Here is a 16,936-nt window from a genome sequence, read left to right as displayed (position 1 = left end):
CCCTCTGCGCGGCGCCGACGACGGCGACGGCGGACGCGGCCTAGCGGGCCTGGATGTCGGTGATCTGCCAGTAGCCGTGGGTCAGTTGGGCCGTGACGGTCAGCTGGGCGGCGGCCGCGGTGGCGGGCTTGCCGTCCCGCTGGGCCCGTTGGTCGAGGAAGACGAGCAGCTCCGCACGGTCGCGGGTGAGCCGGACGACGCCGGCCCGCACCACATGCGTGGTCAGCGTGAGCTTCTGCTCGGCGACGCGTTGCTTCAACTCCCCGAAGAGCGCGGCATATTGCGTGGCCGCCCGGCCGCCCAGCAGATCCTTCGCCGCGTCCTCGGTGGCGCGGGTGTCCTGAGGCACGTACGAGAAGACCTTGCCGAGCGTGTTACTGACGTCCCCGATGACCTGCGTGGTCGCCCCGGCGTCGGTGAGCGCCCGATTGCTCACGGCGGGCGCGTGGGTCAACTGCCGTGCCTGGAGCAGCAGTCCGGCCCCCACGACAAGGAGCACCGCGGCGAGGAGGCCAGTCAGTATGCGGGTACGGGGGCGGGCGGGCGAGGGGGCGACGGGGTCGGGGGTGTCCGGGCCGGCATCGTCCGAGCTCGGGTCGTCCGGGCCGGGGCCGCGCGGGCCGATGTCGTCCGAGCTCGGGTGGTCCAGGCCGGGGCTGCCCGGGTCGGCGTCGTCCGGCTCGGGGCCGGACTCCTCGACGGTGTCGGCCCGCGCGACACCGGCGTCGGCACGCACGGCCGAGTCCCGGGCCGCCCGATCCCGGCCCACCGCATCGCGGCGGTCCGGCGCATCGCCGCGGCCGACCGCATCGCGGTGCGGCGCGGGGTCGTGGTCCGGGCCTCGGGCGGCCTTCGCCTCTGCTGTGCTCACGCTGTTTCTCCCTACCGGTCGGGGGTCAGGGTGCGGCGACCGGGACTGCGTTGAGTGCCTTCAACTTCCAGCCGGATCCGGTGCGTTCGAGCGCGGCTTCGAAGCGTTTGCGGTCGGTGGTGGCCGCGCCGCCCTTCGGGGTGAGCCGCACCCGGACCGTCGCGATCAGCTTCGCGCTGCCCGACCGGTCGTCGAGTTCGGTGACGGCGGCCTCGGTGACCTCGCCGCGCGCCGAGGTCGTCGGCTTTCCCGTGCCCGTCCGGCGCAGTTCGTCGTGGAGCGGCCCCGTGGAGGCGTCGAGCCAGCTGGTCAGCGTCGCACCGGGGTGGGCGGCGTCCAGCGTGGAGAGCGCGGCCACCTGAGTGCGGCCCGCCCTCAGCGCGGCGTCACGGGATGCGGCGTACGCCAGTGAGGAGTCGCTCCGCGCGTCCAGGTACACCCATCCTCCGAAGACGGCGAAGGCGGTTGAGAGCGCTATCACGGCCACGGCGAGGGAGCGGCGGCGCCGGGGGCCGCCCAGGAGCCGGTTCACGGCCGACCGTCCTTTCCTGCGGCTTCCCGGGTCAGGCCGAGCAGGCCCGCCAGGTCGTTCGGTCCGCCGGGCAGCGCGGGCAGAGCCAGGGCGCCGGGGAGCGCGGGCGCCCCGGTCTGCGGTGCGGCGGGCGGGTTCGCGGCCGGGGATCCCTGCGCCGTGGCGGTGGCGGGCAGGGAGCCCGGTTGGGCCGGGGCCGGGACCCCGCCGCCGGAGGGCGCGTGCGCCGAGCCGCGTACGTCGATGCCGCTGCTCGCCGGCGCGGCGCAGCGGGCCTTGGTGTTGAGCTTGGGTGTGTCGAGTGTTTCGAGGCCGTTGCGGTAGGTCGTTCCGCCGTAGCCGTCGGTGCACGGGAGCGGCGCGAAGAAGGTGACGGCCATGCCCAGGTTCGCTCCGTTCTTGTCGATGGCGGTGGCGCCCGCGGCGACCAACGGCGGTATTTTCACCAGGAGTTCCTCGATTCCGCGCTGCCTCGTCACGGCGACGTCCGCCGTCGTGAGGAGGTTGGCGAGGACCACGCTGATCGCCGGGTCGAGATCCCTGAGGAGCCCGCTGACCTGGCCCGCGGCGTCGGGCGCGGCAGCGATGAGACGGCGCAGGTCGCCGTCGGAGCTCTTCAGCGTGGCCGCGAGGGTCTGCGCGCCCGAGGCAAACGTCCTGATGGCCTGGCCCTCGTCGGCCTGGGTCCGCAGCACCGTCTCGCCGTCCGCGAGCAGCGTGGTCGTGCTCGGCAGCGCCCTGTCGGCGGCCCTGACGAAGTCGCTGCCGTTGTCGAGGAGCGCCTGGAGGTCGTCGCCGCGCCCCTCGAAGGCCTTGCCGAACTCGTCGACGACCGTACGCAGCGACTCCAGCGGAACCGATGCGGCGAGGTCGTTGACGCTGGTCAGTACGGTGGTGACGGGCGCCGGGGTGCGGGTGTCGGACTGCTCGATCACGGCGCCGTCGCCCAGGTAGGGGGCCCCGGCGGAGGTGGGCCGCAGGTCGATGTACTGCTCGCCCACGGCGGACAGGTTGGCCACCACCGCCTGGAGGGCGCTCGGGATGGGCGGAGCGGAGTTGTCGATGTGCAGTTCGGCCACGACACCGTCGTCACTGAGCCCGATGGGCCCAACGCGCCCCACCGAGACACCCCGGTAGGTGACGTTGGAGTGCGTGAAAAGGCCACCCGTTTCGGCGAGTTGGACCTTGACGGTGTAGTAGCTCCGGATGCCGATGTAGTGGCCGATGTCGGCGTACCGGAACCCGGTGTAGCCGAGCACCAGCACCCCGATGACGAGGAACGCCACGTTCTTGAGTCTGGTCGCCCGAGTCAGCATCAGCCCGTACCCTTCTGGCCGGCGATCGACGGCAGACCGAACGACGACGTCTCCGCCCCGCCCTTCGCAGCAGGCGCCTTCGCAGCAGGCGCCTTCGGCGTCGACTGCGCCGACGGCGTCGTGAGCGGCGGGATGATCTGCGTGCCGGGCGCGGCGGTCACATCGAGGTAGACGTTGAGGTAGTCGCCCTTGACGCCGCGCAGCACCTCGTCGGTGAACGGGTAGGTGAGCAGGACCTGGAGCGAGTCGGGCAGGTCCTTACCGGAGTCGGCCAGCGATGTGAGGATCGGCGCGAGCGCCTTGAGGTCGGCCACCATGTCGTCCTTGCTCTTGTTGACCGTCGAGACGGCGACCGTGGAGAGGGTGTCGAGCGACTTGAGCATCGTCAGGAGTGAACCCCGTTGGTCCTCAAGGACCTTGAGGCCCGGCGAGAGTCCGGTGAGGACCGTGCCGACCTGCTGTTTGCGGGTGGCGAGGGTCGCCGAGAGCCGGTTGACGCCGTCGAGGGCGTCGGTGATGTCGCCGCGGTGGCCGTCCAGATCGGTGACGAGGGTGTTGACGCGCTGCAGCATGGAGCGCACCTCCGGCTCGCGGCCCGCGATGGCCTTGTTGAGCTCGGTCGTGATCGTCTTGAGCTGGTTGACGCCGCCTCCGTTGAGCAGCATGGAGAGCGCTCCCAGGACTTCCTCGACCTCCGGATTGCGGTTGGTGCGCGCGATCGGGATGGCGGCGCCCGGTCCGAGACGGCCCTGGGCCGCCTCCTTCGTCTCCTTCGCCGGCGCGGAGAGCTGGACGAACTTCTCGCCGAGGAGGCTGGACTGTTCCAGCTGGGCGTAGGCGTTGGCCGGGAGGTTCACGTCGCCCCGGATCCGCATGGTCACCTCGGCCGACCAGCCGTCGGGGGCGAGCGAGACCTTGGTGACCCGGCCGACGGCGACGTCGTTGACCTTCACCGCGGCCTGCGGCACCAGGCTCAGCACATCGGCGAAGTCGGCGGTGATGTCGTAGGGATGGCTGCCGAGGTCGGCTCCGCCGGGCAGCGGGAACTGGTCGATCCCGGAGAACGACGGCACGGAGCAGCCGCCGAGGGTCAGGGCCAAGGCGACCACGACCGCGACACCGGCCCCAGCCGCGACCCCGGTGCGCCGGGTGATGCGTGGCCTCATCCCCGGCCTCCGCTCGTGGCGCCCTCGCCGGCGGACGGCGTCGCACCGGCGGTGGAGCCCTTCGCGGCGTCGGCCGCGGTGCCGTACACGGTGCCGACGGGAGGCAGCGGCAGCGCTGGGAGCGCTTTCAGGCGTTCCTCCGGTACGGGCACAAGTGCCGCGCTGCCCGCGACCGCCGGGTTGGGGGCGTGGACGAGGTCGCCGCCCATGCTGATCTCGTTGATGTCGCCACGGCCGTCCAGGGTGCGGTGCACCGGGTCGTAGGCGTTGAGAGCGTTTCCGGCCGCGAGTGGCGCGGTGTCTAGGGCTTCGGCGAGGGAGGCACGCTGGTCGACCAGGATCTGGGTGAGCGGTGCGAGCTTGTCGACCTCGGACTTGAGGCTGCCGCGGTTGTCCTGGATGAACGTCTTGACGTTGCCGAGCGCCGTGCCGAGTTCCTTGAGCGCGCCGGCGAGGTTGTCCTTGTTGTCGGCGAAGAACGAGGTCACGTCGGCGAGCTGGTTCTGTGCGTCGCGTACCGCGCCGTCCTTGTTCTTCAGCATGGTGGTGAAGGTCTGCAGGTAGGACAGGGTGGCGAAGAGGTGGTCGCTGCTGCCGTCGAGGGTCTTGGCGGCCTTGCCGAACTGCTCGATCGAGTCGCCGATGGCCGCGCCGTTGCCGTCGAGGTTCTTGGCCCCGGTGTCGAGCAGCCCTGAGAGCGCTCCCTTCGCGTTGGCGCCGGTGGGGCCGAGGGCTTTGCTGAGATCGGTCAGCGAGGCGTAGAGCTGGTCGACCTCGACGGGGGTGGCGTTGCGGGACGCGGGCAGTTCCGCGCGGTCGGCGATCTCGGGCCCGCCGGTGTAGGCGGGGGCGAGCTGGACGTACCGGTCGGCGACGACGCTGGGCGAGACGACGGCGGCCCGGACGTCCTTGGGCACCCGTATGCCACGGTCCAGGCTCACCACCACCTTGACCTGCTGCCCCCGCGGGGTCACCGAGTCGACCTCGCCGACCTTGACGCCGAGGATCCTCAGGTCGGAACCGGGGTAGATGCCGACGGCCTGGTTGAAGTACGCGGTGATGTGTTTGCCGCCGGGGCCCGCGAACACGCGCAGTCCGCCGGCCACGGTGACGGCGATGACCGCGAGGGCCAGGACGATGGTGAGAGCGCGTCGCCGGCTCATGGGTAGCCTCCGTTCTTCGGCGGCATGCAGCCGGTGCCCGGGAGCGACTTCGCCGGCAGGTAGTTCCTGGGGACGAGCCCGCAGATGTAGGTGTCGAACCAGCGGCCGTTGCCGACGGTGTTGCCGACGAGCCGGTAGTAGGGCCCGGCCAGGGCCAGGGTGCGGTCGAGGCCCTGCTGGTTCTTGACGAGGACGTCGGTGACGCGCCCCAACGCAGCGAGGGTGGGCTTCAGTTGGGCGGAGTTGTCCTTGACGAGGCCGGTGAGCTGGGTGCCGAGACCGCGCGTTCCGGTGAGCAGTGCCTGGATGGCGTCGCGGCGCTGTTTGAGTTCGCCGAGGAGCAGTCCGCCGTCGTCGATGAGGGTCTCGAAGCTGCTCTTCTTCCCGGCCAGCGTCTTGGTCAACTGCTCGCTGCCCTTGAGGAGTTGTGCCAGCTGGCTGTCGCGCTCGGACACGGTCTTGGACAGGGCGGAGAGGCCGGAGACCGCGGTGCGTACCTCGGGCGGCGAGTCCTTGAAGGTGTCGGAGATCGTCTCGAAGCTCTTGGCGAGCTGCGCGGTGTCGATGGCGCCGATCGTGTTGCTGAGCCCTTCGAAGGCCTGCGTCACGTCGTACGGTGAGGTCGTGCGGGCCAGCGGGATGCGGCTGTCCGGGTTCTGTTTCGCGCTGCCGAGCGGGTCGATCGCCAGGTATTTCTCGCCGAGCAGGGTCTTGATGGCGATGGCCGCGGTGGAGGCGTTCCCGATCCAGGCGTCCTTCACTGTGAAGCTGACCTTCACCTTGGCGCCGTCGAGGGAGACCGCGCTGACCTCGCCGACCTTGACCCCGGCGATCCGCACCTCGTCGCCGTCGCGCAGCCCGGCCGACTCGGAGAAGTCGGCGCTGTAGGTGGTGCCGCCGCCGATGAGCGGCAGCGAGTCCGCGTTGTACGCGGCGACGCCGATGAGGGCCAGGACCAGCAGGCCCACCAGGCTGACCGCGACGGGGTTGCGTTCCTTCATGGGCTTGAGGCGGGGGCGCCGCAGGTGCGGGCGGGGCAGCCGGACGCGCCGGGTGAACCGCGGTGCGGGGAGTCTCATCCCTGGCACCTCGATTCGCTGACCGGGATGCCGGTGGGCGGCGGGCTGCCGTCCTCGGTCTTGACGCCGGACACCTTCGCCTCGCAGAGGTAGAGGTTGAGCCAGGATCCGTACGACGCGATGCGGATGACGGCGCGCATCTTGTCGGGTGTCCTGCGCAGGAAGTCCTCGATCTGGGGAGCGCTCTCAGCGAGGTTCGAGGAGAGCCGGCCCAGCTGTTTGATGTCTTCCTTGAGGGGGGCTCTGCCGTCCTGGAACAGGCCGGCGGTGACGGTGGTGAGGTCGCCCATCGCCGCGATGGCCTCGCCGAGCGGCTTGCGGTCCCCGGCGAACCCGGAGACCAGGCGCTGGAGCGTGACCACCAGGTCGTTGAAGCCCGCTTCGCGGTCGTTGACGGTGGTCAGGACGGTGTTGAGGTTGGTGATGACCTCGCCGATCACCTTGTCCTTGGCGGCGACGGTCGTCGTCAGCGAGCCGATGTGCTGCAGGAGGCTCTCGACGGTGCCGCCCTCCCCTTGGAGGACTTGCACGATGGAGCCGGCGAGCTGGTTGACATCCTTGGGCGAGAGGCCTTCGAACAGGGGCTGGAAGCCGTTGAAGAGCTGGGTGAGATCGAGGGCCGGGGTGGTGCGTTCCAGCGGGATGGTGGCGCCGGGAGCGAGCGTCGCCCCGACCGTGCCGGTGCCCCGGCCCAGTTCGACGTACCGCTGGCCGACCATGTTGAGGTACTTGATCGACGCGGTGGTCGTGCCGGGCAGGGTCCTGTCGCGCTGTACGGAGAACGTGACCTGGGCCAGCCGGCGGTCGACGACCTCGACCCGGTCGACCTGGCCGACCTTCACCCCGGCGATGCGTACGCTGTCGCCCTCGATCAGCCCGGTCGTGTCGGTGAAGCGGGCCCGGTAGGTCTTGGTGTCGCCCACGCCGGTGTTGGCGATGGACAGGGCGAGCACGGTGGTGGCGAGCGCCGTCACCAGGACGAAGATCAGGGACTTGACCAGGGGGCCCGCGATGCTGCGGCGCTTCACTTGATGGTCACCTCCGTCCCTCGCAGGGCGGGGCCGACGAGCAGGCTGCTCCAGTCGGGCAGGGACTGCGGGGCCTCCTTCAGGGAGGGCGCGAGCAGCTCGTTCACGAGTTGGTTCTCCTGCGGCGAGTTCGGCAGGCCGAGCCCGGCGCCGGAGGCCGTGGCCGTGGTGGTGGGAGCGCTCTCGGTGGGGAGCGGGGCGCCGAGGTAGGGCACCGGATAGCAGTGGGGCCCGCCGCCGTCGGTGTAGGCGGGCGTGTCGCGGCCCGGCACGTACGCGCCGAGGGAGGGCACCGCCTTGACGGTGACGTGCAGTCCTGGCTGGTCGGTGCCCTTGCCGAGCGCCTTGTCCATCGCGGGCACGAAGCCGGTCAGGGTGCGCAGGGTGCACGGGAACGACGGCGCGTACCGGGCGAGGAGTTCGAGGGTCGGGCGGCTCACGTCGCTGAGCCGGATGATGTTGTCCTTGTTCTGCTGGAGGAAGGCCGTGAGGTCCTGGGCGGTCCTGGTCGTCTGGCCGTAGACACCGAGGAGTTGGGTCTGCTGGTCGACCAGGGTGCCGGTGGTGGTGGTCGCGTCCGTGAGCGCTCTCAGGATGTCGGGGGCGGCGTCGCTGTAGGTCTGGGTGACCTTCACGAGCTGCACCAGGTCGGCATTGAGCGCGGGCAGGTTCGGGTTGAACTTCTTCAGGTGCGCGTCCAGCGTGACGACGGTGTCGCCGAGCTGGGAGCCGCGTCCGCGCAGCGCCGTGGCGACGGCGGAGAGCGTCGCCGACAGCTTGTCCGGCTTGACCGCGGTGAGCATCGGCAGGACGTGGTCGAGGACCTGTTCCAGTTCGATGGCGTTGCTCGACCGGTCCTGCGGGATGGTCGCGTCGGCCGAGAGCGCTCTCGTCGACGGGTTAGGCGGCGGTACGAGCGCCACGAACCGTTCGCCGAACAGGGTGGTCGGCAGCATCTGGGCCCGTACGTCGGACGGGATGTGGCCGAGCCGGCCCGGCTGGAGGGCGAGGGTCAGCCTGGCCCCGCGGCCGTCGGCGCTGATCCCGCGGACCTCGCCCACGACGACGCCGCGCAGCTTGACCTCCGCTCCCCGGTGCATCTCGTTGCCGACGCTTCCCGTCAGCACGGTCACCGTGTCGGAGCGGGTGAAGTCCTTGTCGTACACGGCGATCGAGAGCCATATGAGGAGCGCCGGCACGAGGAGGAAGACCACCCCGGCGAGCCGCCTGCGTGCGGTCGGGGCGTTCATCCGGCCACCTTCACGGTGGTGGTGGCGCCCCAGATGGCCAGCGAGAGGAAGAAGTCGGTGACGGAGATCAGCACGATCGCGTTGCGGACCGAGCGGCCCACGGCGACGCCGACGCCCGCCGGGCCGCCGGTGGCGCGGAAGCCGTAGTAGCAGTGGGCGAGGATCACCATCACGCTGAAGATGAGCACCTTGAGCACGGAGAGCAGCACGTCGGTCGGCGAGAGGAACAGGTTGAAGTAGTGGTCGAAGGTGCCGCGTGACTGGCCCTTGAAGAAGACGGTGGTCAGCCGGGAGGCGAAGTAGGAGCTGAGCAGCCCGATCGCGTACAGCGGGATGATCGCGACGACGCCGGCGATGATCCTGGTGGTGACGAGGTAGGGAAGGCTGCGGATGCCCATGCCTTCGAGGGCGTCGATCTCCTCGTTGATGCGCATCGCGCCGAGCTGGGCGGTGAACCCCGCGCCGACGGTGGCGGAGAGCGCGAGGCCCGCGACGAGCGGCGCGATCTCGCGGGTGTTGAAGTAGGCGGAGACGAAGCCGGTGAAGGCGGCGGTGCCGATCTGGTTGAGGGCCGCGTACCCCTGGAGGCCGACGACGGTGCCGGTGAACAGGGTCATGGCGATCATCACGCCGATGGTTCCGCCGATGACTCCGAGTCCGCCGCTGCCGAACGCGACCTCGGCGAGCAGCCGCTGCACCTCGGTGAGGTAGCGCCGCAGGGTGCGGGGGATCCACAGCAATGCCCGTACGTAGAAAGCGAGTTGGTCGCCGGATCGGTCGAGGAGGCTGAGCAGGGACATGGTCAGCCGCCCTTCGGGGGGACGATCTGGAGGTAGATCCCGGTGATCACCATGTTCACGAAGAAGAGGAGCAGGAAGGTGATGACGACGGCCTGGTTGACGGCGTCACCGACACCTTTGGGACCGCCGCGCGGGTTGAGCCCCCGGTAGGCGGCGACGATCCCGGCGATGAAGCCGAAGATCAGCGCCTTGATCTCGCTGACGTACAGGTCGGGGAGCTGGGCCAGGGCGGAGAAGCTGGAGAGGTAGGCGCCGGGGGTCCCGCCCTGCATGATGACGTTGAAGAAGTAGCCGCCGAGGGTGCCGACGACGGAGACCATGCCGTTGAGGAGCAGGGCCACGAGCATGGTGGCCAACACCCTTGGCACGACGAGGCGTTGGACGGGCGAGACGCCCATGACCTCCATCGCGTCGAGCTCCTCGCGGATGGTGCGCGAGCCCAGGTCGGCGCAGATCGCGGAGCCGCCGGCGCCGGCGATGAGCAGGGCCACGATGAGTGGGCTGGCCTGCTGGATGACGGCGAGGACACTGGCGCCGCCGGTGAAGGACTGGGCGCCGAGCTGCTGGGTGAGCGAGCCGACCTGGAGCGCGATGACCGCGCCGAACGGGATGGACACGAGGGCCGCGGGCAGGATGGTGACGCTCGCGATGAACCAGAACTGCACGATGAATTCCCGTAGTTGGAAGGGCCGGCGGAAGACGGCCCGGACGACGGCGGCGGCGAGCGAGAAGAGCTGTCCGGTCTGGCGGAACGCGCCGAGTCCGGGCAGCGGTCCGCGGCGCGGCCGACGCGGCGGGGTCGCCGGCGCGGGCTGCGGGGGTTTCTCGGCCTCCATGGTCACGGCGTCGCCTCCCGGACCGGCGCCGGGCCGTTCTCGATGGCCCGGCGGGCCGCGGGCGGCAGCTGGTCGAGCATGGCCATCACGCGCAGCTTGCGGCGCAGCACCGCCTGGCGGGCCGGCAGGCCGGGCGAGGGTTCCAGCTGCGCGACGATGGGGCGCGGTGAAAGGCCGTACCCGGCGGGCGAGTTGAGCTGTTCCTTGGCGAGGGTGGCCGCGTCCTTCTCCTCGGACATGCCGATGGGACCTTCGCGGCGCCCGCTGAGGAACTGGGCGACGACGGGCTCCTCGCTCGTCAGGAGCACCTCGCGCGGGCCGAAGGTGACCAGGTTGCGGCAGAAGAGCATCCCCATGTTGTCGGGGACGGTCGCCGCGATGTCGAGGTTGTGGGTGACGATCAGCATCGTCGCGTCGATTTGGGCGTTCAGGTCGATCAGGAGCTGCGAGATGAAGGCGGTGCGTACGGGGTCGAGTCCGGAGTCCGGCTCGTCGCAGAGGATGATCTGGGGGTCGAGCACCAGAGCGCGGGCCAGCCCGGCGCGCTTGCGCATGCCGCCGGAGATCTCTCCGGGCAGCTTCTCCTCCGCGCCGAGGAGCCCGACCATGTCGACCCGTTCCATGACGATGCGGCGGATCTCGGACTCCGTCTTGCGGGTGTGCTCGCGCAGCGGGAAGGCGATGTTGTCGAAGAGCGACATCGATCCGAAGAGCGCGCCGTCCTGGAACATCAGGCCGAAGAGTTTCCGGGTCTCGTAGATCTCCCGTTCGGGGCTGCTCACCATGTCGACGCCATTGATGAGGACTCGGCCGCGCTCGGGTTTGAGCAGCCCGATGAGCGACTTGAGGAAGACCGTCTTTCCGGTGCCGGAGGGCCCCAGCATGACGCTTACTTCCCCGGCGGGCAGGGTGAGGGTGACGTCCTGCCAGATGTTCTGCTTGCCGAAGGACTTGGTCAGATCTTCGACCACGACTTCAATTCCCATCCCACCTCCAGCAGGCATGCACATGGTGACGCGAGGGCACCGAGGGGCGCACGGTAAGGTGCGCGGCGCCGCCGAAACAAGATCCCGGACGGCGGCATCGGTGAATTCCCTTTCCTTTGTCACTCGTTGACAAGTTCCGGTGTCGTCCGCAGGGACGACTGCGCAGCAATTGAGCAGTACGAGGAGCGTGCGGGGGCCGGGAGCGGTGCGTCCGGGGGGAGCTTGGGCGCACGGCTCCCGACCTCCAAAGAACCGCCCTGGCGAGAAAAAGACCAGGCCAGGGCCCTCACCCACGCCGATTCCCGGCCTTCGGGGGCGTGGCCGGGTACCTGGGCGCCGAGCAGTCCGCCGGTCGGCCGGACTGCCCCGACCTGCGGCACACCGGACGCTACGGCCGGGTAACCTCGCTCTGCAATACCGGTTCCAGAAGTTTCGGCAAGCCCGCCCGGGGCCGTCGGCAACTTGTCACCACCGGAGCGCTTTCCCCGGGGAAGTTGTCATTCCTTGAGCAGTTTCACCTGTCACCGCCCAAAGGGTCGCTCCTCATGGGGAGCCACCTGCGGTGTTCGGCTCGAACGGCCGGAGGGGCGCGCCCGAATTGCGCACCAACCGACAAGAAAAAGAACGCGGTTACTCATGCACGGCACAAGGAAGAGTCCCGCTCGACACAATCTTGTACGGCAGGATTGTGCGCCCATGTTTCTCGCAAGTAACGTCCGGGTCGTCACGGATCGTACGTGGCTGAATCCGTCCCCGTAGCTGGTGAAACCGGAGGCATTACTGTGCGAAACACCCTCGGAAAGCTCGCGCTGGTCTGTGGCGCGGCGACGGCCGCGTTCGCCCTGGCGACCGCCCCCGCGATGGCGGCGCCCACGAACTGGGTGGTCGGCCCCAACTCGCCGGAGAACTTCACGGCCAAATCCACCAACGTGGTCCTCTCCATCAACGGCATCGACATGACGTGCACCTACTCCGACGCCGCCGGCTCGCTGCACAGCGCGACCGGCAACCCGGCCGCCGTCGGCACCATCAACCCGGTGCACTTCGGCAAGACCAGCGAGCCGTGCACCAGCTTCCTCGGCACGGTGGACACGGTCGCGAACACCCCGTGGACGCTCAACGTGACCAACTACACCGCGGGCACCGGCGTCTCGCAGGGCTACATCTCGGGCGTCAACGCCCGTGTCACCGTGGCGACTTGTGCGTTCACGGTGACCGGCACCGCGCACGGCACGTACACCAACTCGACCGGTGACCTGAAGGTCGCCACCACCGCCACCGAACTGACGGTCTCGGCGCCGACGGCGGGCTGCTCCGGCGTCGTCTCCACGGGCGACCACCCCTCGTTCAACGGCGACTTCTACGCGGTGGTCACCGGCACCACCACGCACCCCACCATCGTCGGCTCGTAGCAGCGGCATGACACATCGCTACGTCCCCGGTCCGTCCGGCCCGACGTACGGCGGGCCGGACGGACCCCCAACGGCGGCGCACCTGCCGCCGGCCCTCCCCAGGAGCTGAGCCAGTGGAGCTGAACGCGACGTGAGCAGAACACCGGGACCGGCCGGCCGGTGGCGGAGCGTGCGCAGCCGGGGTGCGGTGGCGGCGGCCACCGTGGTCCTGGCCGCGATCGTGCCCGGCGCCGACGTGGCACTCGGAGACCAGCGCGCCGACGCCGAGCTCGCCTACACCTGCGCGTTCCCCGGCGGTCCGCATCCGGTGAAGGTCCAGGTGGCGGCCAGGTTCCCGGCCCGCGCCGCGACGGGCACCGCGATCCGGCCCGCCGAGGTGACGACCTCGGTGACGCTGCCCGACGCCGCGGTCGCCGAACTCACCCGGCTCCGTGCCGCCACGACCGGCGCCACCACCCGGCTCACCACCGAAGTGGCGCAGAACGGCGCGTCCGCCCAGGCGCTCTGGCTGGGCACCGCACCCGCCGTGCCGCTCACCCCGTCCGGCGGCGCCGTGTTCCGGGCTACGGGCGAGGTGCCCACCGTCACCGCCGGCAGCGCCGGCGACCTCACCGTCACGGCCGCCGGCCTCACCCTCGTCTTGCGCCCGGTCACCACCGAGGGCGGCGCCACCGACCCGGCCACGCTCTCCGTGCCCTGCACGCCCGATCCCGGCGCGAAGGGCCTGCTCGCCACCGTGCCCGTCGGCGCGGCCATCTCCTCGCCCTCCCCGACCCCCAGCACCTCCGCCACCGGTGACGCGGCCGGTGCGGAGCACCGCACCGATCCTGAGAGCGCTCCCAGGATCGCCGCGCCCAAGGCGCGGGCAGCCGCGGCCACCACAGCCCCCCGGTGCCAGGGCGACACCACCAACCCGCTGGCCCTGGCCGCCTACACCACCGGGTACTCCAACGTCACCAAGCTGGGCGGCGCCTCGCTCATCCCCGTCTTCTGCGCCAAGGTCGTCCAGGGCCCCAACCAGCTCAAGCGCATCGAGGTCAGACCGGGCGTCTTCGAACTGCATCTGCTCCAGAACTCGGTGGGCCGGCTCGACTACGAGGGCCGCGCCCAGACCCCGCCGGGACCGGCCACGTTCCTCACCTTCGGCTTCATGCCGACCACGGCCACGATGACCCTGGAGGCGAACGGGCCGCTGTCCATCGAATCGGACCTCAACAACACCGCGGGACACGGAGAGACGTACATCAGGGCCTCCCTCATGCTGCGCATCTCCGACGTCAAGGTCAACGGGACCCCGCTCGACGTCGGGCCCAACTGCCGCACCGCCGGACCGGTCTACTCGTCCGATCCCGACCCGGCGCGCAACACCAAGGACCACATGGTGCTGCTCGGGGAGCTGAAGAAGGGCACGGACACCGTCTGGCGCGGCTACTCGCTCTCCCGCGGCGGACCGCTCGACGGCACGGTGACCATTCCGCCCTTCACCGGCTGCGGAGTGGGCGAGGACCTGAGCCCGCTGTTCACCACCGCCGTGTCCGGACCCTCCAACACGGTCAAGCAGAACCAGGGTGCGCCGTGCGCCTCCGGCATCGAGGACGACCCGGCACAGCTCTGCACCGCCGACAAACAGCCGACGACCATTCCGACACCGCTGCGCTGAGCACCGTGCCGTCCGGCGCACCGACGCATTCGAGGGGCACGCGCCGCGTAGAGATCCGGCCAACTCGCCTGCGGCAGCACGCTGTTCGCGCACCCACCCGGCTCCGCACACCTCCGCACTCCTCCGCACCGCACGCACACCGCCGCGCACCACGTACACCGCGGCCCGCACACCGCCGCACCCCACGTACACCTCGGCCCGCACACCGCCGCTCACCACGTACACCTCCGCACGCACACCACGTACACCCACCTACAGGACGTCACCAGTCGAGACGTCCGAGAGGGGACGACCCGATGAGACCCGTATCCACTCGCCTGCGAGCCGGCCTGCTGGCGTCCTGCACGGCCCTGGCGGCCCTCGTGACGATCGGCCCGGCCTCGGCCGACGCCACCCCCGCCACCCAACTCGCCGGGGACTGGGCCCCGTTCAGCCGCTGCCCGGTGGACGACCCCGCCATGCTGGCGGCCGACGGGCGCACCGACATCGTGCAGTGCATCGCCTCCCACTCGGCGAGCGGCTCCATCAAGCTCGGCAGTACGGAGGTCATCACCGGCGCCAGCGACCTCCAGGTCGGCGTGGTGCAGCACACCGGCGGCACGAACAGCCTGGTCGCACCGGCCGGCGGCGCCCTGATCGCCGACTCCGCCGACATCCCGGGCGGGCTCCTCGGCCTCATGTGCCCGAGTGACATCCCCGTCATCAGCGGCATCTGCCGGCAGATCACCAACGGCACCCTCAACCGGGTCACCGCGACGGTCGAATCCGCCGGGACGCCCACGGACTTCAACCTCACCGCGGGCGCCACATCGGGGCAGCCGATCATCGCGATCCCGATCCGCATCCACCTCCAGAACCCGTTCCTCGGCGGCTCCTGCTACATCGGCTCCACCGCCCACCCGATCGTGCTGCGCCCGCAGAACGTCACGGCTCCCGCCCTCGGCATCCAGCGCTTCGACGGCAACGGAACGCCCAACACCGCCGGTGACATGAACCGGCTGAGCCTCCTCAACGCGAACCAGACCGACACCACGTTCGCGGTGCCGGGGGCAAGCGGTTGCGGCCTCGCCGGGCTGCTCGACTGGGCGGTGAACCTGAAGACCGGACTGCCCGCGGGGTCGGGCAAGAACAGCGTCGTACTCACCAGCGCGTCGACCTACCTCGCGGGCCTGCACGCCCCCGGAACGGTCGTCCCCGACAACGGCAAACTGCTGTCCCAGTACTGGCATTCGGCGGCTCAGTAACCCTCGGCGATCCCGCCGGCCGACGGCCCGCCCCGCACCGGGCGGGCCGGAGCAGATTCGGCCGACAACCGATGCACGCTGAATCGAACACTGCCTCAAGTGTTGTCCATGACGCGGGAGTTGTTCTAGGTTCAGCAGTCCGCGAAGGTACGCACCTGTCGGTCGGTGGGAGCGCTTTCTCCATCGGCCCTCCCCCACCGGAGTGCCGTAGTGCAAGGGGAGTGAGTTGCCCACAGCCGCGCAGTCATCGGACACCCAGGAGCCCTTGGGACCGCTCCCACAGGAATTCGCCGCGATCATGCGGCCCGAGTTACCCGGGCTGCTCAAGGAGATCGGCGTGGAGGTCACGCGCGCCTATCCCGAGTACGCCCGGCTCCTCGAAGGCCCCTACGGCGAGGCGATCCGGGTCGGGGTGGAGCAGAACCTCACCGTCTTCGTCGACCAGGTCGCGTCCCCCAGCGCGCCCTCCGCCCTGCGTGACGAGATGTGCCGGCGCTTCGGCAGGTTCGAGGCGTACGAGGGCCGCAGCCTGGAGACCCTCCAGGGGGCCTACCGGCTGGGCGCCCGGGTGGCGCTGCGCCGCGCCAAGAAGATCGGCCGGCGCTACAACCTCTCCCCCGCGCTGATGCTCAGCTTCGCGGACGCGCTCTTCACCTATGTCGAGGAGCTGGAAGCGCTCTCACGGGAGGGGTATCTGGAGGTCACGTCGTTCTCCGGAGAGCGCTCCGACGCCCTGCGAAGACGGCTGCTGCATCTGATCCTGGCCGGCTCCCCGGTCCCGCGCGCCGCGATCGCGGACCTCGCCGACCGGGCCCGCTGGCCGCTGCCGGAGCGGGTCACGCTGATCGCGCTCCGCTCCGGGGCGGGCCTGACCCGTGCGGCGTTGGACAACGATGTCCTCGTCGACGCGGGCGAACCGCTCCCGCACCTCCTGGTGCCGGGCCCGGTCGACGAGACGCGAAGACGGATGCTCGACGCCGCCCTCCTCGGTTCCTGGGCCGCGGTCGGCCTCGAAGTGCCCCTCGCCGATGCGTCCGATTCGCTGCGCTGGGCCCGCCAGGTCCTCGAACTCGCCGCCTCCGGCGTCATCGACGGCGAATCGGGCCGGCTGTACTGCGAGGACCATCTCGTCACCCTCTGGCTGCGCTCCGACCCGGCGCTGCTCGAACACCTCGGGCGGCGCGAGCTCGCACCCCTGGACGCGCTCACGCCCGGCCGGCGCGACCGGCTCATCGAAACCCTGCGGACCTGGCTCGCGACCCGGGGCACCGCCGCCCACATGGGCCAACTCCTCGCCGTGCACCCGCAGACCGTGCGCTACCGGATGCGCACCCTTGAGTCCATCTTCGGCGACCGGCTCACCGATCCCGAACACCGGTTCGCCACCGAACTAGTGCTACGCGCGAGGGACCTGGGCCACCGCGATCGGTCGTGAACTTGCCCCGGTCGGCGCCATAATCATCCGAATCACTTCGAAAACAACGGATAAATATCGTCAAGTACCAAGGCCGGAGCGAACCCGCCGCTCGATATGCCCGTCTGGATGGGCGGATGTCCGAAGGATGTCCGTACCACCCGCACTACGCCAGAGGC

Annotated in this window: 15 protein-coding genes; 4 read left to right on the top strand and 11 right to left on the bottom strand. The window is 70.3% G+C overall.

Annotated features, from left to right (window positions below; translation table 11 throughout):
- Positions 1 to 40 precede the first annotated feature (40 nt).
- The 11 genes from OOJ98_RS25875 to OOJ98_RS25825 all read right to left on the bottom strand — a co-directional run bounded on the left by OOJ98_RS25875 (position 41) and on the right by OOJ98_RS25825 (position 11,027).
- Positions 41 to 871 (bottom strand): hypothetical protein, encoded by an 831-nt coding sequence (locus OOJ98_RS25875; RefSeq protein WP_267057425.1) that lies wholly within the window; start codon positions 869 to 871, stop codon positions 41 to 43.
- A gap of 25 nt (positions 872 to 896) precedes the next feature.
- Positions 897 to 1,403, bottom strand: a complete 507-nt coding sequence (locus OOJ98_RS25870) for a hypothetical protein (RefSeq protein WP_267057424.1) — start codon at positions 1,401 to 1,403, stop codon at positions 897 to 899.
- Positions 1,400 to 2,719, bottom strand: a complete 1,320-nt coding sequence (locus OOJ98_RS25865) for an MCE family protein (protein ID WP_267057423.1) — start codon at positions 2,717 to 2,719, stop codon at positions 1,400 to 1,402. The genes OOJ98_RS25870 and OOJ98_RS25865 overlap by 4 nt, the downstream gene beginning before the upstream one ends.
- Complete coding sequence (locus OOJ98_RS25860; protein ID WP_267057422.1) at positions 2,719 to 3,885, bottom strand: MCE family protein; 1,167 nt, start codon at positions 3,883 to 3,885, stop codon at positions 2,719 to 2,721. The genes OOJ98_RS25865 and OOJ98_RS25860 overlap by 1 nt, the downstream gene beginning before the upstream one ends.
- Positions 3,882 to 5,048 carry an MCE family protein gene (locus OOJ98_RS25855; RefSeq protein WP_267057421.1) on the bottom strand — a complete coding sequence of 389 codons (1,167 nt, stop codon included), beginning with the start codon at positions 5,046 to 5,048 and terminating at the stop codon, positions 3,882 to 3,884. The genes OOJ98_RS25860 and OOJ98_RS25855 overlap by 4 nt, the downstream gene beginning before the upstream one ends.
- Positions 5,045 to 6,049, bottom strand: a complete 1,005-nt coding sequence (locus tag OOJ98_RS25850) for an MCE family protein (RefSeq protein ID WP_267058245.1) — start codon at positions 6,047 to 6,049, stop codon at positions 5,045 to 5,047. Before OOJ98_RS25850 ends, OOJ98_RS25855 begins: the two co-directional genes overlap by 4 nt.
- 74 nt (positions 6,050 to 6,123) lie before the next feature.
- Positions 6,124 to 7,155 carry an MCE family protein gene (locus OOJ98_RS25845; protein ID WP_267057420.1) on the bottom strand — a complete coding sequence of 344 codons (1,032 nt, stop codon included), beginning with the start codon at positions 7,153 to 7,155 and terminating at the stop codon, positions 6,124 to 6,126.
- Positions 7,152 to 8,405, bottom strand: coding sequence for an MCE family protein (locus OOJ98_RS25840; protein ID WP_267057419.1), 1,254 nt, complete (start codon positions 8,403 to 8,405; stop codon positions 7,152 to 7,154). Before OOJ98_RS25840 ends, OOJ98_RS25845 begins: the two co-directional genes overlap by 4 nt.
- Positions 8,402 to 9,205: an ABC transporter permease gene (locus OOJ98_RS25835; protein ID WP_267057418.1), complete on the bottom strand. Its 804-nt coding sequence runs from the start codon at positions 9,203 to 9,205 to the stop codon at positions 8,402 to 8,404. Before OOJ98_RS25835 ends, OOJ98_RS25840 begins: the two co-directional genes overlap by 4 nt.
- Positions 9,206 to 9,207: 2 nt before the next feature.
- Complete coding sequence (locus OOJ98_RS25830) at positions 9,208 to 10,041, bottom strand: ABC transporter permease (protein ID WP_267058244.1); 834 nt, start codon at positions 10,039 to 10,041, stop codon at positions 9,208 to 9,210.
- A gap of 2 nt (positions 10,042 to 10,043) precedes the next feature.
- Positions 10,044 to 11,027 (bottom strand): ABC transporter ATP-binding protein, encoded by a 984-nt coding sequence (locus OOJ98_RS25825; RefSeq protein ID WP_267057417.1) that lies wholly within the window; start codon positions 11,025 to 11,027, stop codon positions 10,044 to 10,046.
- 782 nt (positions 11,028 to 11,809) lie between these two features.
- Between OOJ98_RS25825 and OOJ98_RS25820 the strand changes: the two genes are divergently transcribed.
- From OOJ98_RS25820 to OOJ98_RS25805, 4 genes are all read left to right on the top strand, one after another.
- Positions 11,810 to 12,439 carry a hypothetical protein gene (locus tag OOJ98_RS25820; RefSeq protein WP_267057416.1) on the top strand — a complete coding sequence of 210 codons (630 nt, stop codon included), beginning with the start codon at positions 11,810 to 11,812 and terminating at the stop codon, positions 12,437 to 12,439.
- A 130-nt stretch (positions 12,440 to 12,569) separates the two neighbouring features.
- Entirely contained in the window at positions 12,570 to 14,099 is a 1,530-nt protein-coding gene (locus OOJ98_RS25815) for a DUF6801 domain-containing protein (RefSeq protein WP_267057415.1), read from the top strand.
- Positions 14,100 to 14,395: 296 nt separating this feature from the next.
- Positions 14,396 to 15,343 (top strand): hypothetical protein, encoded by a 948-nt coding sequence (locus OOJ98_RS25810; RefSeq protein ID WP_267057414.1) that lies wholly within the window; start codon positions 14,396 to 14,398, stop codon positions 15,341 to 15,343.
- 226 nt (positions 15,344 to 15,569) lie between these two features.
- Positions 15,570 to 16,778, top strand: coding sequence for a helix-turn-helix domain-containing protein (locus OOJ98_RS25805; protein ID WP_267057413.1), 1,209 nt, complete (start codon positions 15,570 to 15,572; stop codon positions 16,776 to 16,778).
- The last annotated feature ends 158 nt before the right edge of the window (positions 16,779 to 16,936 follow it).

The organism is Streptomyces sp. NBC_00083, assembly GCF_026343295.1.
Lineage (GTDB): Bacteria > Actinomycetota > Actinomycetes > Streptomycetales > Streptomycetaceae > Streptomyces.
The sequence above is the reverse complement of the archived record's forward strand: the minus strand, read 5'-3'. Positions and strand labels throughout refer to the sequence as shown.

Bases quoted from the DNA above. Each gene is read 5' to 3' on its own strand.
- OOJ98_RS25850 (WP_267058245.1), bottom strand. From the start codon at position 6,049: ATGAAGGAACGCAACCCCGTCGCGGTCAGCCTGGTGGGCCTGCTGGTC.
- OOJ98_RS25860 (WP_267057422.1), bottom strand. From the start codon at position 3,885: ATGAGGCCACGCATCACCCGGCGCACCGGGGTCGCGGCTGGGGCCGGT.
- OOJ98_RS25825 (WP_267057417.1), bottom strand. From the start codon at position 11,027: ATGGGAATTGAAGTCGTGGTCGAAGATCTGACCAAGTCCTTCGGCAAG.
- OOJ98_RS25855 (WP_267057421.1), bottom strand. From the start codon at position 5,048: ATGAGCCGGCGACGCGCTCTCACCATCGTCCTGGCCCTCGCGGTCATC.
- OOJ98_RS25810 (WP_267057414.1), top strand. From the start codon at position 14,396: ATGAGACCCGTATCCACTCGCCTGCGAGCCGGCCTGCTGGCGTCCTGC.
- OOJ98_RS25830 (WP_267058244.1), bottom strand. From the start codon at position 10,041: ATGGAGGCCGAGAAACCCCCGCAGCCCGCGCCGGCGACCCCGCCGCGT.
- OOJ98_RS25840 (WP_267057419.1), bottom strand. From the start codon at position 8,405: ATGAACGCCCCGACCGCACGCAGGCGGCTCGCCGGGGTGGTCTTCCTC.
- OOJ98_RS25865 (WP_267057423.1), bottom strand. From the start codon at position 2,719: ATGCTGACTCGGGCGACCAGACTCAAGAACGTGGCGTTCCTCGTCATC.
- OOJ98_RS25835 (WP_267057418.1), bottom strand. From the start codon at position 9,205: ATGTCCCTGCTCAGCCTCCTCGACCGATCCGGCGACCAACTCGCTTTC.